The sequence below is a fragment of the Pseudomonas sp. GZJR-8 genome (assembly GCF_002916705.1).
GTDB classification, from domain to species: Bacteria; Pseudomonadota; Gammaproteobacteria; order Pseudomonadales; family Pseudomonadaceae; genus Aquipseudomonas; species Aquipseudomonas synxantha_A.
This window is the reverse complement of the sequence record NZ_JXSI01000006.1, coordinates 87,458-102,969: the sequence shown is the minus strand read 5'-3', so window position 1 is coordinate 102,969 and position 15,512 is coordinate 87,458. Positions and strand designations below refer to the sequence as shown.

At 62.1% G+C, this 15,512-nt stretch carries 16 protein-coding genes; 6 read left to right on the top strand and 10 right to left on the bottom strand.

Annotated features, from left to right (window positions below; translation table 11 throughout):
• Nucleotides 1–9 precede the first annotated feature (9 nt).
• Genes TK42_RS13840 through TK42_RS13820 form a run of 5 tightly spaced genes read right to left on the bottom strand, consistent with a single transcriptional unit; the run spans nt 10 to nt 2,907 of the window.
• A complete protein-coding gene (locus tag TK42_RS13840; RefSeq protein ID WP_032880553.1) occupies nt 10–798 on the bottom strand; it encodes a molecular chaperone in 789 nt (262 codons plus the stop codon).
• A 26-nt stretch (nt 799–824) separates the two neighbouring features.
• Nucleotides 825–1,313, bottom strand: a complete 489-nt coding sequence (locus TK42_RS13835) for a spore coat U domain-containing protein (protein WP_032880552.1) — start codon at nt 1,311–1,313, stop codon at nt 825–827.
• Nucleotides 1,314–1,315: 2 nt separating this feature from the next.
• Nucleotides 1,316–1,858, bottom strand: coding sequence for a spore coat protein U domain-containing protein (locus tag TK42_RS13830; protein ID WP_032881297.1), 543 nt, complete (start codon nt 1,856–1,858; stop codon nt 1,316–1,318).
• An 18-nt stretch (nt 1,859–1,876) separates the two neighbouring features.
• Nucleotides 1,877–2,422, bottom strand: coding sequence for a spore coat protein U domain-containing protein (locus TK42_RS13825; protein WP_032880551.1), 546 nt, complete (start codon nt 2,420–2,422; stop codon nt 1,877–1,879).
• Entirely contained in the window at nt 2,416–2,907 is a 492-nt protein-coding gene (locus TK42_RS13820; RefSeq protein WP_177464486.1) for a spore coat U domain-containing protein, read from the bottom strand. The genes TK42_RS13825 and TK42_RS13820 overlap by 7 nt, the downstream gene beginning before the upstream one ends.
• 190 nt (nt 2,908–3,097) lie before the next feature.
• On the opposite strand from TK42_RS13820, the gene zapE reads away from it, so the two are divergent.
• Nucleotides 3,098–4,192, top strand: a complete 1,095-nt coding sequence (zapE, locus tag TK42_RS13815) for a cell division protein ZapE (RefSeq protein ID WP_103734462.1) — start codon at nt 3,098–3,100, stop codon at nt 4,190–4,192.
• A 37-nt stretch (nt 4,193–4,229) separates the two neighbouring features.
• Complete coding sequence (locus TK42_RS13810; RefSeq protein ID WP_103734461.1) at nt 4,230–5,522, top strand: protein kinase; 1,293 nt, start codon at nt 4,230–4,232, stop codon at nt 5,520–5,522.
• 65 nt (nt 5,523–5,587) lie between these two features.
• Here TK42_RS13810 and TK42_RS13805 read toward each other — a convergent pair whose 3' ends face one another.
• Both TK42_RS13805 and TK42_RS13800 read right to left on the bottom strand, forming a co-directional pair.
• A complete protein-coding gene (locus TK42_RS13805; protein ID WP_005789254.1) occupies nt 5,588–6,295 on the bottom strand; it encodes a YebC/PmpR family DNA-binding transcriptional regulator in 708 nt (235 codons plus the stop codon).
• Between the two features lie 109 nt (nt 6,296–6,404).
• Nucleotides 6,405–7,730, bottom strand: a complete 1,326-nt coding sequence (locus TK42_RS13800) for an MFS transporter (protein ID WP_103734460.1) — start codon at nt 7,728–7,730, stop codon at nt 6,405–6,407.
• 258 nt (nt 7,731–7,988) lie between these two features.
• Here TK42_RS13800 and TK42_RS13795 point away from each other — a divergent pair, with 258 nt between their 5' ends.
• Nucleotides 7,989–8,879: a LysR substrate-binding domain-containing protein gene (locus TK42_RS13795; protein WP_103734459.1), complete on the top strand. Its 891-nt coding sequence runs from the start codon at nt 7,989–7,991 to the stop codon at nt 8,877–8,879.
• On the opposite strand, the gene TK42_RS13790 is transcribed toward TK42_RS13795, so the two are convergent.
• Complete coding sequence (locus TK42_RS13790) at nt 8,855–9,709, bottom strand: LysR substrate-binding domain-containing protein (RefSeq protein ID WP_103734458.1); 855 nt, start codon at nt 9,707–9,709, stop codon at nt 8,855–8,857. The two genes, TK42_RS13795 and TK42_RS13790, sit on opposite strands and share 25 nt — an antisense overlap.
• Nucleotides 9,710–9,820: 111 nt before the next feature.
• Between TK42_RS13790 and TK42_RS13785 the strand changes: the two genes are divergently transcribed.
• The 3 genes from TK42_RS13785 (at nt 9,821) to TK42_RS13775 (ending at nt 12,462) form a co-directional block, all read left to right on the top strand.
• On the top strand, nt 9,821–10,930 hold the full coding sequence (locus tag TK42_RS13785) for a 2-aminoethylphosphonate--pyruvate transaminase (RefSeq protein WP_103734457.1): 1,110 nt from the start codon (nt 9,821–9,823) through the stop codon (nt 10,928–10,930).
• 29 nt (nt 10,931–10,959) lie between these two features.
• Complete coding sequence (phnX, locus tag TK42_RS13780) at nt 10,960–11,787, top strand: phosphonoacetaldehyde hydrolase (RefSeq protein ID WP_103734456.1); 828 nt, start codon at nt 10,960–10,962, stop codon at nt 11,785–11,787.
• Nucleotides 11,788–11,901: 114 nt separating this feature from the next.
• Entirely contained in the window at nt 11,902–12,462 is a 561-nt protein-coding gene (locus tag TK42_RS13775) for a cytochrome b (RefSeq protein ID WP_046068703.1), read from the top strand.
• 3 nt (nt 12,463–12,465) lie between these two features.
• On the opposite strand, the gene TK42_RS13770 is transcribed toward TK42_RS13775, so the two are convergent.
• Together TK42_RS13770 and TK42_RS13765 are read right to left on the bottom strand one after the other, a co-directional pair.
• A complete protein-coding gene (locus tag TK42_RS13770; RefSeq protein ID WP_103734455.1) occupies nt 12,466–13,353 on the bottom strand; it encodes a 1-aminocyclopropane-1-carboxylate deaminase/D-cysteine desulfhydrase in 888 nt (295 codons plus the stop codon).
• Between the two features lie 57 nt (nt 13,354–13,410).
• Nucleotides 13,411–15,450, bottom strand: a complete 2,040-nt coding sequence (locus tag TK42_RS13765) for an NADPH-dependent 2,4-dienoyl-CoA reductase (protein WP_103734454.1) — start codon at nt 15,448–15,450, stop codon at nt 13,411–13,413.
• Between the last annotated feature and the right edge of the window lie 62 nt (nt 15,451–15,512).

The window sequence follows — 15,512 nt, the reverse complement described above, 5'->3', positions numbered from 1 at the left end:
ACCTGACGGTTATCGCTTGGGCGCCAGGCTTTCCAATTGCGGCGCACCGTTGACCCTGACCTGCAACGGCTGGTCGGCCGATACGGCATCCGGCACCGGCCAGCGCATACTCGCGCCCGGCAGCACATAGCCGAGCAAACCTTCTACCAGCGGCCGGGCCTGCCCGCCTTGTTTGAACGACGCATCGGTGAGCCGCGCATGCACGGCGCCCTGGTTGCGCACCTCGATGTAACTGCGCCCGCCTACGTTGACCTTTTGCCAGCTCAAGTCCGGCTTGCCGGCACCCTTGGGGTCGCGTTGACGTGTGGCGTCGTCCTTGCTCCACAACCCGGCGCCGTAGGCAAACAAGGGCACCGAATAGCGCATCTGGAAGCGAATCGCTGCCGCTGTGTTCTTGCCTTCCGGCGGCGCCGGCACCTGCAGCGCCGAGGGGATTTCATCGATGATGATGCGATAGGCCAACTCCTGTCCCGGCGGTACTTCGCGGGTTCGGGTCAGGCGCACCAGTTGCTTCTGGCCGGGCTCGATTTTGGCCACCGGCGGGCTGCCGATCACGTCGCGCTGGTTTTGGTACTGCTCGTCGAAACCGTTCTGGCTCCAGGCAAATACGCGGATCTGCAGGTTGGCCGTTTCCGTGCCACGGTTCTCCAACCACAGCGCGCTGGCCTGTTGATCGGCCTCCAGCACCGGGTCGATGGGCCAGATCAGCACCGAACTGGCCGCCTGCACCAGCCCTGCGCCACACAAAAGCCCCAAGGCAATACCCGCGGCCCACCACCGCCGGGAAGTTGAATGCATAAATCCACTCCTCAATACCGTTAGCCCTACCACGACAGCTGCACCTGCAGCGTGTCGCTGTACGTCCCCCCAGGCTGATTGCCGGGTAATACCACCCGCCCGTAAATCGGCAGGCTGATGTTGTTGGCATCGCTGTAAGTCACGCTGACGCTCTGGCTGACGCCCAGGCTCTGGCTGAACGCCGCGTCGCGAAACAGTTGATAGGCCACCCGCGCGCTGCCGCTGTTGAGCTGCAAATTGCGCCCGGCGCTGTTGTAAAGGCCGCCATCCACACTCATGGTCAGCGCCACCCCCGGAGTGCATTGCAAGGTCACACCGCCAGTAAGGGCTGCCGTGACCGTACCGGTGGCCAATGCCGAATAGCTGCCATAGGCCAACGCGCCGTAGTTGGAGCCGCCGCCCACGATCAGGCAACCGGGAGTAATGGTCGCGCTGACCTGGAAGCTCTGGCTGGTCGCTGCCGACAACGGCAACGGCAGCGCCAATCCACAGGCCACCCCCAGCCTGAGCCACAGGGTCAGAACGTCAGCTCCACGGCCACGGTATCGGTGTAAGTACCTGCCGGCAGGCCCGCCTTGCCCACCGCGCGACCGTAGAGGTTGACGGTTTGTGCCACGCCGGTACTGGTGGCGAGCGTCACCACGCCATCGATCGCCAACAGCGCGGAACGCCCGCTGTCAGTGTAGAAATCGTAAGGCACGAAGTTACCCGCCCCATCGGCCAGCGCACGGGTGCCCCCCGGCGAGGCGCCATCATGGGCGCCGGCACGCACCGTCACCGTTGGCGTGGTACCGGCTGAACACAGAATCGACAGCGCCCCGCCGGTGCCGGTGCCGCCCAGCAACTGGGCGTCGGCATTGGTAAACAGGCTGTTGGTGGTGCCGAAGTTCAAGCTACCGAAATTCAGCCCGGTAGCCGCCCCGGAGCCGTTGACCTGGCAACTGGCGATCAAGGTCAGGCTCGAACTGATCTGCCCGGTAACCGTGGTCGCCGCATTCAGGCTGGAGGCCAGCGCCAGGCCCAGGGCACACACGCCCATTCGCGATACGAGTACATGCATGATATCCATCCTCATGGTTTACCAATCCAGAGTCACCGTCAGGGTGTCTGTGTAGATGCCGGCCGGTAGGGCCCTGGTATTCGCCACCACGGAGCCGAATACCGGAATGGGTACCTGCGCGCCCTGGGTCACGACAAAATTGCGTTGCTGGCCGATGCGGTAGGCACTCTGGCCCAACGCATCGGCCGATAGCCGATAGGGAATGGTCTGGCGCCCGTTGCTCAAGCGGCGCGTGGTGCCGTCGCCATGGGCGCCACCGTCGATGGTCACGGTAAAACTGCTGACCAACGACGGGTTGCAGGACACCGACAGCGGCGCTTTATCGCCATCGGAAATGGTCGCGCCCAAGGTGTCGTTCCAGGTCGGTCCCTGGCTGCCGAAATCCAACAGCGCAGTGCCACCGTCCGGCGTCACTGGCGCGCGTTCCACGCCTTTGCTGACTTCGCAACTGGCGGTAATCACCAACCGCGCGTGAATCTGCCCGTTGACCACAGCCGCCTGCGCGTCCTCGGCCAGCAACAGCAGGCCGCCCAAGGCCGCGATGGCCAGATAGCGGCTTACCATGTGACCGTGACCTTGAGCAGGTCGGAATAACGCCCCACCGCAGGGATGTCTTTGAGCGGTTCAATGCGGCCATACAACGGCAAATCAACCGAGCCGGTGTCCGGTACGCGGCCGCTGACCGGCACGTCCACCGGCAAGGGGATCAACCGGGCTGCGTCGGCATAAATGCGATAAGGAATGGGCTTGCTTGAGGGCATCGCATTACTGAGGTAACGCACTTCGCCCACGCCACCGTGCAGGCCGCCGTCAACGCGCATTTGGTAAGGCGTGTCGGGGTTGCACTCCAGGCGCGGCTGGCGCTGGCTGATCAGGGCCGAACTCAGGGGGCCGGCCGGGTCATCCAGACGCGGGCCGCTGCCGAAATCCAATACGCCAAGTTGCTCGATGCCCGCAGTGCGAGTGGTGCCCACCAACTGGCAACCCCGCTGCACGTCGATACGCACCTCCACCTGGAGTTGCGCAGCAGAAGCCGTGTTGCAGAGCATCGCGCCCATGACAGCCAATACCGCCGGTCCCTTCACTGCCCCAATTCCTTATACAGGGGTAACAACCTTGTATGAGGTTAGCCAGTTAACGCGAAAGTGCCAGTTTGCAAGGCTCGGCGCCCTTCACTGTTGGTCAAATGGCATCAAGCGTCCTACAGTAAGCGACCACCGCAATACAGAGTGATTATTCTTGGCCGTGCTTGCCCTGTTCCAGCGCCTGCTGGGTAAAAAATCCGACGCCTGGGGAGCCTCGCCCATTCCTGCCTATTTTCAGAAAAAGGCCGAACAACAAGGCTACACCCTCAGTGACGGCCAAATCCGGGCGATTACCGCCCTGAATCGGGAGGCCCAGCACCTGCTTTATGGCCAGGCCACGCGCAGCCTGTACCTGCACGGCCCGGTAGGTCGCGGCAAGAGCTGGCTGCTGGACGGGTTTTTCCAGGCGCTGCCCATCGCCGAGAAGCAACGCGTGCATTTCCACGACTTCTTTGCCCGGCTGCACCAGGGCATGTTTGCGCACCGCGAGCATGAGGATGCCTTGGGCGTCACTCTGGATCAGTTGCTCGCTGATTGCCGTGTGCTGTGTTTTGACGAGTTCCATGTGCACGATATCGGCGATGCAATGCTCATCAGCCGCTTGTTCAAGGCCCTGTTCCAACGCGACGTGCTGGTATTGGTAACGTCCAACTACCCGCCCGAAGGGTTGCTGCCCAACCCGCTGTATCACGAACGATTCAAACCGGTGATCGACCTGATCGCCGCACGCATGGACGTGCTGGAAGTCAGCGCGCCCCAGGACTTTCGCAGCCTGCCCCAGGCCCACGCTCAACAACGTTTCACCCGCGGCCACTATGTGTGGCCGGGTACACCGGCACAGCGGGAAAGCCTGGGTGTGCCTGCCACCAATGGCCCGGCGCAAACCCTGACGGTTGGCAATCGGCAGTTGCTGTGCCGAGACCATCAGGCGCGGACCATCCTGTTCACCTTCAACGACCTGTGTGAACAGCTCACCGCCGTGATGGATTACCTGCTGCTGTGCCAGGACTTCGACCACTGGATCATCGACGGCCTGCCGCAGTTGGCCGAATGCCCTATCGCCGTGCAACAGCGTTTTATCAACCTGGTGGACGTGCTCTACGATCAGGACAAACACCTGACCCTCATGGGTCACCAGCCGCTGGATAAAGCCCTGGAAGGCCAGGCCATCGACCTCGCCCGCACCGCCAGCCGCTTGCAGCAGTTGCACATGCTCTGCCCGCAAACCGCACCCGAGCCGCTATCATGAGCGCCTTTTACGCCCCCTTCCGAGTGCCGCGCTGTTCATGAATACCCTCGCCCAACTCAAGGCCGGCCAATTGGCCGGCGCCAAGCGCCTGGACCTGGCCTGCGGGCTGACCGAGTTCCCCCGGGAAATCTTCGACCTGGCCGACTCCCTGGAAATCCTCAATCTCACCGGCAATGCCTTGAGTAGCCTGCCCGAGGACCTGCACCGCCTGACGCACCTGCGTGTGCTGTTTTGTTCGGACAACGCGTTTACCGAGCTGCCGACGTGCCTGGGGCAGTGCGCGAAGTTGAGCATGATCGGCTTCAAGGCCAACCAGATCGGCCATGTGCCCGCCGCCGCCCTGCCGCCGAAGTTGCGCTGGCTGATCCTCACCGACAACTGCATCAGCCAATTGCCCGATGAACTGGGTCAGCGCCCGTTGCTGCAAAAGTTGATGCTGGCCGGTAACCAACTGACGCAATTGCCGCAAAGCCTGGCCCACTGCCAAAACCTGGAACTGATCCGCATCGCCTCCAACCGCTTGACCCACCTGCCGCAGTGGCTGCTGACCTTGCCAAGCCTGACCTGGCTGGCCTACGCCGGCAACCCGGTGGAAATGGCCGTGACAGTGACGGGCGAAGATGGGACGCCGAACATTCCCTGGGCTGAACTGGAACTGGGAGAAGTATTGGGCGAAGGCGCTTCCGGGATCATTCACAAAGCAATCTGGAAACCCCAGGCGCTGCCGGTCGCGGTCAAGCTATACAAAGGCACCATCACCAGCGACGGGTCACCGCTGCATGAAATGCAAGCCTGCATTGCCGCCGGGCTGCATCCCAACCTCATCAAGGTGCAAGGCCGTGTCATCGGGCACCCGCAAGATCAGGCAGCATTGGTCATGAGCCTGATCGACCCGAGCTACCGCAACCTCGCGGCGCTGCCTAGCCTGGCGTCCTGCACCCGGGACATCTACGAAGCCGATACCCGTTTCAGCCTCGACGTGGCGCTGCGCATGGCACGAGGCATCGCTTCGGTGGCGGCGCACTTGCACCGTCAGGGGATTACCCACGGTGACCTGTATGGCCACAACATCCTGTGGAATGTGACGGGTGATTGTTTGCTCGGAGACTTCGGCGCGGCGTCATTCCATGCCACGGCCGACACCTTGGAAACCAGGGCGTTGCAGCGTATTGAAGTGCGCGCGTTCGGGGTGTTGCTGGGGGAGTTGTTGGATCGGGGTGAAGGGGCAGTAAGTGAGGATCTGGTTGAACTGCAAAAAAACTGCTGCCAGCCCGATGTGCTGGCGCGGCCGAGCTTTGAAGAAATCGACGGCGTACTGAGCGCTATCTAACACCGCTGGAACAATGTGGGAGCAAGCCCCCTCCCACATTTTGATCCCATGCATCCGGATAAGAATCAGCCAGCCAGGCCGACAAACATATCCTGCACATCATCATGGTTATCCAGGCCTTCCAGGAACGCCTCGACTTCGGCCATCTGCTCATCGGTCAAACCACTGACCGGGTTCTTCGACAGGTAACCCAGCTTGGCCGACAGCACGGTGAAACCCTGCTCAGGCAAAGCTTTCTGCACGGCATCCAGGTCGGTGGTTTCGGTGATGAACAGGGTGGTGCCCTCTTCTTCACCGTCTTCAAAATCCTGGGCGCCAGCTTCGATGGCGGCCATTTCCGGATCAGCATCCGGGGTGTCCGGCGATGCTTCGATCAGGCCGACGTGGTTGAAATCCCACGCCACCGAACCGGAAGCGCCCAGCTGGCCCTTGCGGAACGCCACGCGGATTTCCGCCACGGTGCGGTTGATGTTGTCGGTTACGCACTCAACGATCAGGGGCACCTGGTGCGGGGCAAACCCTTCGTAGGTCACGCGGTGGTATTGCACGGTTTCACCGAGCAGACCGGCGCCCTTCTTGATCGCACGATCCAGGGTTTCCTTGGGCATCGAGGCTTTCTTGGCCTGCTCCACCACCAGGCGCAGGTGCGCGTTGGTCGCGGTATCGGCGCCGTTGCGGGCGGCGATGGTGATCTCTTTCACCAGCTTGCCGAAAATCTTGCCCTTGGCATTGGCTGCCGCTTCTTTATGTTTGACTTTCCACTGTGCGCCCATGACTCACTCTCTACTTTCCATGGCGCCGAAACGTCTACTGGCCGGCGCTTTGGGGGCAGAGTTTATAGCGCAAGAACACGCTAATCCACCAAAAAACCGGCCAGGTGCCTCAGGTGCGCAGGGGTTTGATGGTGGCACTGCGATCCGGTATGAAGTCCCCCACCTGCGCCAGAACAGCCGGCCTGGCGTTCCAGTAGGGCATCAATACCAGTGAAGAAAACAGCGCCGCGCCGGCAAACACGATAAACACCGTGACGGTATCGAAGTAGCCCGGCAGCAAGCCGCCGAGGATCGCGCCCACCGAACCGCAACCATTCACAAACCCTGCCGCCGTGGCGCCGGCTTTGGCAGTGCCGAAGTCAATGGCGGCGGTGCTGCTGATCATCGAGTCCGGACCGTACAGAGTCAGGCCCATGACAAACAGCAAGGCCATCACCAGCACCACACTGCCGGTGTGCAGCGCGCCCATGAACAACGCCAGGGCCACGGTCAACGCCAGCAGGCTCAGCACACAGGCCGGCATACGCCGGGCGCCGAACAGTTTGTCGGAAGCCAGGCCGATCAGTACCGGCCCGAGCAAACCGGCCAGCTCAAACGCGGTGGGCACGATGGCCGCGCCGACCTTGCCCACCGACGGCATCTGTTCGTAGACGATTACCGGGCCCCACAGCAAAATCGCGTAGCGCGCCGGCTTGAGCAGGAAGTACGCCAGCCCCAGCGTCAACACCGTGCGGTTGCGCAAGATAGCGCGCAACGGTTCAAGCACACTGATGCGCTGTTCGGCGGCCCTGTTCTCGGCACTCATGAGCGGCTCGGGCTCCACCGCTGGCAAACCCACATCCTGGGGGGTATTGCGCTGGAAAATAAAGAACAGCACGGCCACCACCGCCACCACCGCAGCACTGGAGATAAACGCCGCGTGCCAACTACCGATCAGGGTGTAGGCCCACCAGCCGGCGAACGGTGAAGCCACCAAGCCGCCAAAGGCATAGCACGAACTCCACAGCCCCAACACCCGCCCACGCTGCTGGGCCGGGAAGAAACTACCGAGGTTCTTGCACAACCCCGACCAGCCGGTGGACTGCGCCAACCCCTGGATCAACATGCAGGTGACAAAGATCGGCAAGGTCGCAAACGTGCCCATCACCAGCGCGGCGGCGGCGGAAACCAGCAAGCCGCCAAGCACCACCACCCGTGGCCCGAAGCGGTCGGCGAGCATGCCCCAGGTGAACTGGCCCACGGCGTACGCGGCGAGATACAAGCCATCGAGGTTGGCCATCATCATTTTATCGAGGGGGAAGCTGGGGTCGTCGCCGATCCCCAGTTTTGCCACCGAGAAGGCTTTGCGGGTGAAATAGAACGCGGCGTACGCCAGCCAGGTGATGGCGAAAATCTGCACGCGCCAACGCTTGATGCTACCCATAGGGATATTCATGGTGGTTCTGACCTCAGGTGTGAGTGTGCCGGCAGAATCGAAAGAAGACGCCTGTTTTTTTTATGGTTGAGCACTGCAATGCCGGGCCTTGGAGGGCGCGGTATTGGTCAGATGAACGCGGTGTGCCTGCGCCCATGGCCGTCGAGGTTGTAGGACTCAACCTACGGCGGCTGAGGTGCATCAAAGCAATGGCTGACTAATAGGTAAAATCGATTTATCGTATTTCAAATATAAGCTCAGCTTGTAAGAGGACGTGCCATGTCGGTTTCCCATGCCCAACTCAAAGCCTTCCATGCGGTGGCCGTGCACGGCAGTTTTACCGGCGCCGCCGAGCGCCTGTTCCTGACCCAGCCCGCGATTTCCGACCAGGTGCGCAAACTCGAAGAGCGCTTCGGCGTGTTGCTGTTTCACCGCAACAAACGTTCGGTACGCCTGACCGACCTGGGCGAACGCCTGCTGGGCATTACTCAGCGCCTGTTTGTGATCGAGGCGCAAGCCGAAGAATTGCTGCAAGACTCCCGCGCCCTGCTCACTGGCACCCTCACCCTGGCGGTGGATGCGCCCGTACATGTACTGCCACAGATTGCCCGCTTCTGCCGGCTGTACCCGGGAATCAGCGTGAAGATCGAAACCGGCAACACCGATGAGTCGTTGTTGCGCCTGTACAACTACCAGGCCGACCTGGCGCTGTTGGGTCGCGATGTCGACGATGCGCGCCTACTGTCGCTGCCATTGCCCGACGATCAACTGCTGGCGTTTGTCGCCTGCAACCATCCCTGGGCCGGGCGCGAATCCATCTGCCTGGCCGACCTGGATGACACGCCCTTGGTGCTGCGGGAAATCGGCTCAGTGACCCGTCAGACCCTGGAGCAGGAAATGCGCCAGGCCGGCCTGCGCATTCGCCCGGCGATTCAAGTTGAAGGCCGCGAAGCCGCGCGTGAAGCAGTGGTGGTGGGCATTGGCGTGGGCGTGGTATCGGCGGCAGAGTTCGGCGCAGACGCTCGGGTGTACGCCATGCCGATCCGCGACTGCACTCAGCGCATGAAGGAAACCCTCGTCTGCCTGAAAGAACAGAGCTCACGTCGCGTGGTGGCGAGCTTTTTGGAGATAGTGCGTGACAGCCTTCACGCCAACTCGAAAAAAGCCTGAATCAAGCGCAGCGAACGGCGCCGCTCCATGCAGCCGAGCGTATGCCGGTTCAGCAGGCCATCGCCCAGGATCGGCACAGCGTGTACCCGCGGGTCCGGGCTGACCTCCATCGACGACACCACCCCTACCCCCAGTTCGGCCGCGACGGCTTCGGTCACGGCTTCACGGCTGTCCAGTTCCAGCAGCACCCTGGGCTGCACATTCGCCGCCAGGCACGCGTCGTCGAACGTGCGCCGGGTAATGGAACTGGGTTCACGCAGCACCATGATCACCTCATGCAGCTGCGCCAGTTCAATCCCGTCGGGCTGCTTTGCCCACGGATGCGCTGCCGGCACCAGCGCGCAAATCCGTGACTCGTCCAGAGGTTGCAGGTGCAAGCCATTGCGCGGCTCCACCTCGGTGAGCACTGCCACATCGGCATGTTCGGACAGCAGCGCCGCCAGGGTTTCCTGGGCGTTGCCCAGGCGCAGGTTCACGGTAATGCCCGGGTAGCGCGAGCGCAGGCTGGCGATCATCGGCATCACCAGGTGCGGACCATCCGCGGCTACTTCCAGGCGCCCAGTGAGCAACTGCCGGTTGGCCTCCAGCATGGTCTGCGCCTCATCCACCAAACCGAAGATCGCCCGGGTGATGGCCGCCAGGCGTGCGCCCTCTTCGGTCAACTCCACCCGCCGGGCGGTACGGCGCAACAGCGCAATCTGGTAATGCTCTTCAAGCGCCTTGATATGCCCGGTTACCGCCGGCTGGCTGATGAACAGCCGCGCCGCAGCACGGGTAAAACTGCCCTCGCGGGCCACGGCATCGAATGCACGTAGTTGGAACAGATTCATAGCTATCGGCCTCACTGATAGCTCGCATAACAACAAACAATTTGATTGATAACAAGCCAAACTGCAATTTAGGCGCCGTAGCTTCAACCCCGACCCTTGCGAGGATTTGAGATGACCACTGCCGCGCCGATCCTGTTGACCCCTGGCCCCCTGACCACTTCGACCCGCACCCGTCAGGCGATGATGGTGGATTGGGGGTCGTGGGACGATCGCTTCAACCAGCTCACCGCCAGCGTCTGCACGCAGCTGCTGGCGATCCTCAATGCTGCCGACAGCCACCATTGCGTGCCGTTGCAGGGCAGCGGCACCTTCGCCGTCGAAGCCGCCATCGGCACGCTGGTCCCGCGCAATGGCAAGGTGTTGGTGCTGATCAACGGCGCCTACGGCAAGCGCCTGGCGAAGATTTGCGAAGTGCTCGGTCGCTCGTTCAGCACCTTTGAAACCGCTGAGGACGAGCCCACCACCGCTGCCGATGTAGATCGCCTACTGCAGGCTGACGCGGCCATCACCCACGTCGCGTTGATCCATTGCGAAACCAGTACCGGCATTCTCAACCCGCTGGCGGAGATCGCCCAGGTCGTCAAACGCCACGACAAGCGCCTGATCATCGATGCCATGAGTTCTTTCGGCGCGCTGCCGATTGATGCTCGCGAAATGCCGTTCGAGGCGCTGATCGCCGCCTCGGGCAAATGCCTGGAAGGCGTACCGGGCATGGGCTTTGTCTTTGCCGAAAAAGCTGCGCTGGCCGCCTCCCAGGGCAACTGCCATTCCCTGGCAATGGACCTGTTCGACCAGCACACCTATATGGCCAAGACCGGACAATGGCGTTTCACCCCACCGACCCACGTCGTCGCGGCCCTGCATGAAGCGTTGCTGCAATACGCCGAAGAAGGCGGCCTGCCCGCCCGTCATCAACGCTACGCCGACAACTGTCAGGCACTGCTGGACGGCATGGCTGCGCTGGGCCTGCGCAGTTTCCTGCCGGCGGCGATCCAGGCGCCGATCATCGTCACCTTCCACGCACCAAAAGACCCGCGCTACCAGTTCAAGGACTTCTACGAACGGGTCAAGGTCAAGGGTTTCATCCTTTACCCCGGCAAGCTGACCCAGGTGGAAACCTTTCGCGTGGGCTGCATCGGCCATGTCGATGCGGCCGGTATGCAGGCGGCGGTCAAGGCTATCGCCGACGTGCTGCAAGAAATGGAAGTGCTGGACATTTGATTGCCCCCATTACCCACAGGACCTGAACCATGAACTATCAAAACCCCAACACCCTCCAGGCCGTTATCCTCGACTGGGCCGGCACCGTGGTCGACTTCGGCTCCTTTGCCCCCACGCAGATCTTTGTCGAGGCGTTTGCCGAGTTCGACGTGCAAGTCTCTATCGAAGAAGCCCGTGGCCCGATGGGCATGGGCAAGTGGGACCATATCCGCACTCTCTGCGACCAGCCGCAAGTTGCCGAGCGCTACCGCAAGGCCTTCGGCCGCACACCGACCGATGATGACGTGACCTCCATCTACCAGCGTTTCATGCCGCTGCAAATCGAGAAGATCGCCGAACATTCAGCCCTGATCCCCGGCGCCCTCGACACCCTGGCCGGCGTGCGCGCCCAAGGTATCAAGATCGGCTCCTGCTCCGGCTATCCCAAGCAGGTGATGGACAAAGTCGTCGCCCTGGCCGCCACCAACGGCTATGTCGCTGACCACGTGGTCGCGACCGACGAAGTCCCCAACGGCCGCCCTTGGCCGGCCCAGGCCCTGGCCAACGTGATTGCCCTGGGCATTGATGATGTGGCCGCGTGCGTGAAGGTCGACGACACCGTGCCGGGTATTCTCGAAGGCCGTCGTGCCGGGATGTGGACCGTAGCGCTGACCTGTTCGGGCAATGCCCTGGGCCTGACCTACGAGCAATTTCGCGCCCTGGACAGCGCCACACTGGCCAGCGAGCGTCAGCGTATCGAAGCGATGTTCGAAGGCTCGCGCCCGCACTACCTGATCGACACTATCAACGACCTGCCGAATGTCATCGCCGACATCAACGCACGCCTGGCACGCGGGGAAATGCCGCAAAGTTACTGACCAGGATCAAGGCAACGGCATTGGCAACGAGCGAAGCGCTCAAAACGGGCATACAGTTAACGTACTCCGTCGCTAAAGAGCGGAGGTATGCCCTGATGAGTGAGGAAAAAAGCGATGCCGTGGAAAAACTCCGATACGCGCTACAGCACCATGTCGATTGCGTTGCACTGGTTGATGGTAGTGCTGCTGGCGGTGGTCTACGCCTGCATTGAGTTACGCGGGCAATTCCCCAAAGGCAGCGGTGCGCGCACGCTGATTGTCGAAATGCACTTTATGTTCGGACTTACCGTGTTTGTGCTGGTGTGGCTGCGCCTGTTCGCACGCAGCCTGGGGGTGGCGCCGAAGATCGTACCGGCACCGCCGCCATGGCAGAGCCTGCTGGCGAAGCTTATGCATGGGGCGCTGTATGCGTTGATGATCGGGTTGCCGATTGCCGGTTGGTTGATCGTCAGTGCCAAGGGGCATTCGGTGATGTTCTATGGGATGGAGTTACCGCCGCTGATTGCAGAAAACAAGGCGTTGGCCGAGGAGATTGAAGGCTGGCACGTGCTGTTCGCCCAGATCGGTTACTGGCTGATCGGGCTGCATGCGCTGGCGGGGATCTTTCACCATTATGTGATGCGCGATAACACTGCCTTGCGAATGATGCCGGGCGGGCACAATCCCACCCGTTGACACCTACAGGAAACCTCGGCGGCCTTGCAGGCCGCCAGTGTGGATGAAGATCAGCCGCGCGCCGGGGGCAAAGCGTCCGGCCTCGATCTGTTGCTTCAATGCCAGCAGCGCCTTGCCGGTGTAGAGCGGCTCCAGTGGCACACCGCAGGCCCGTTCGGTGCGCTCGATAAAGTCGAGCAGCAGCGGATCGACCTTGGCAAAGCCGCCACGGCAGGCGTCCAGCAACTCATAACCGGTCTGCACAATCGCACTCACATTCTGCGCCACGCCATGATCATCCGGCACAGCCATTGCGCCGTACACCGGATGCGCGCCGGCCTCCGCCAGCACCAACCCGGCCAGAGTAGTACCGGTGCCCGCCGCCAGCCACCATGCGTCGTAATCCGTCCAACCGAGGTGGCTCAACTGCACCCGCGCCTGCTCCACCAACACCCCACAGCCCAGCGCGCCGTCCAGACCACCACCGCCTTCGGGTATCGGATAAAGGTCGGGATACTGCTCGCGCCAGGGCAGCCAGAAACCCGGCTCATGCCGCGCCCGATAACCGCCGTAGCCCAGCCAATGCAGTTGCATGCCGAAGGTCTTGAGGTCGAGCACCGTGGGAGTGTCTTGGGGATGGCCGCGCAACAGGCCGACCGTGGGAAAATCAAAGCGCTTGCCCGCCGCTGCCAGTGCGTGCAGATGGTTGGAGTGAGCCCCGCCAAGGCTGATAACCCCTTTGGCGCCGGTAGCGCGGGCCTGAGCCAAGTGTTCGGTAAGTTTGAACCACTTGTTGCCGCTGATCAGCGGGTCGATGCGGTCCAGGCGCAGCACGGCCAACTCGATGCCGTTCAGCCAATCAAGCTGCACAGGTTCAAGGGGCGCATAAGGCAGCCAATCGAAAGGGCCCATCGGCAGGTATCTGAATGAGAAAGGGGCGGCAAGTCTAACACCGCCCCTGTTGTCGCCTTACAACTCGGCCGCCAGGCGCGAGCCCTGATTGATGGCGCGCTTGGCGTCCAGCTCGGCGGCCACATCGGCACCGCCGATCAGGTGCACGTTCTGGCCGGCAGCGACCAGGCCGTCATGCAGTTCGCGCAGCGGGTCCTGGCCGGCGCAGATGACAATGTTGTCCACCGCCAGCACCTGCGGTTCACCCTCGGCGCCGATGCGGATATGCAAGCCTTGATCATCGATCTTCAAGTACTCGACACTGTTGAGCATCTGCACCTGTTTGTTCTTCAAACCGGTACGGTGAATCCAGCCGGTGGTCTTGCCCAGGCCGTCGCCAACCTTGGAAGCCTTGCGTTGCAGCAGGAACACCTCGCGGGCCGGCGCATGGCGCTCGGGCTTGATCCCGGCCACCCCGCCACGTGCTTCCAGTTGGGTATCGATGCCCCACTCTTTCCAGAACGCCTCGCGATCCAGGCTGGTAGACACGCCTTGGTGTACGAGGAATTCCGATACATCGAAACCGATGCCGCCGGCGCCGATCACCGCCACACGCTTGCCCACCGGCTTGCGCTCCAGGATCACATCCAGGTAACTCAACACCTTGGCGTTCTCGACTCCCGGGATCGCCGGGGTGCGCGGCGCGATACCGGTGGCCAGGATCACCTCGTCATAACCACCTGCCACCAGCTGCTCGACGCCCACACGAGTGTTGAGGCACAGCTCTACGTGAGTGGTCTGCAATTTGCGTTTGAAGTAACGCAGGGTTTCGAAAAACTCTTCCTTACCCGGCACACGCTTGGCGATATTGAACTGGCCGCCAATCTCGCTGGCGGAATCGAACAAGGTCACCTGATGCCCACGCTCAGCGGCAACAGTGGCAGCGGCCAGACCGGCAGGGCCGGCGCCGACCACCGCGATTTTCTTGATCTGCTTGACGGGCAGGTAATTGAGTTCGGTTTCATAGCAGGCGCGCGGGTTGACCAAACAGGTGGTCAGCTTGCCGCCGAAGGTGTGGTCCAGGCACGCCTGGTTGCAGCCGATGCAGGTGTTGATTTCATCGGCGCGCCCAGCGGCGGCCTTGTTGACGAACTCCGGGTCGGCCAGAAACGGGCGCGCCATCGAGACCATGTCGGCATCGCCTTCGGCCAGGATCTGCTCGGCGATTTCCGGGGTGTTGATGCGGTTGGTGGTGATCAGCGGAATCTGCACCGCACCGCGCAATTTGGCGGTGACTTTGCTGAAGGCGCCACGCGGGACCTTGGTGGCAATGGTAGGGATACGCGCTTCGTGCCAGCCGATACCGGTGTTGATGATCGTCGCGCCAGCCTGCTCGATAGCCTTGGCCAACTGCACGATTTCCTTCCAGACGCTGCCGCCTTCCACCAGATCAAGCATCGACAGGCGGAAGATAATGATGAAGTTCGGGCCGACGGCCTCGCGCACGCGACGCACGATCTCCACCGCCAGGCGCATACGGTTTTCAAAGCTGCCGCCCCAACGGTCGGTGCGATGGTTGGTCTGGGCGGCGAGGAACTGGTTAATGAAGTAGCCCTCCGAACCCATGATTTCCACACCGTCGTATTCGGCGGCCTGGGCCAGCAAAGAGCAGGTGACAAAATCCTGAATCTGCTTCTCGATGCCCTCCTCATCCAATTCCTTGGGCTTGAACGGGTTGATCGGCGCCTGGATCGCACTCGGCGCCACCTGCTTGGGGCTGTAGGCATAACGCCCAGCGTGAAGGATCTGCATGCAGATCTTGCCGCCCGCCTCGTGCACCGCCTGGGTGACGATCTTGTGCTTGCGCGCCTCTTCTTCAGTGGTCAGCTTGGCTGCCCCGGCGTATACACCGCCTTCATCATTCGGACCAATGCCGCCGGTGACCATCAGGCCCACGCCACCACGGGCGCGCTCGGCAAAGTAGGCTGCCATGCGCTCGAAACCGCCGGGCTTTTCTTCCAGGCCGGTGTGCATCGAGCCCATCAGGGTACGGTTGCGCAAGGTGGTAAAACCCAGGTCCAACGGGGCCAGCAGGTGCGGGTAGGCAGCAGCGGTCATGGTACAGCTCCACAACGGATCATCACGGGACGTGGCGCACTCGAACGGTGTGCCATCGGTTT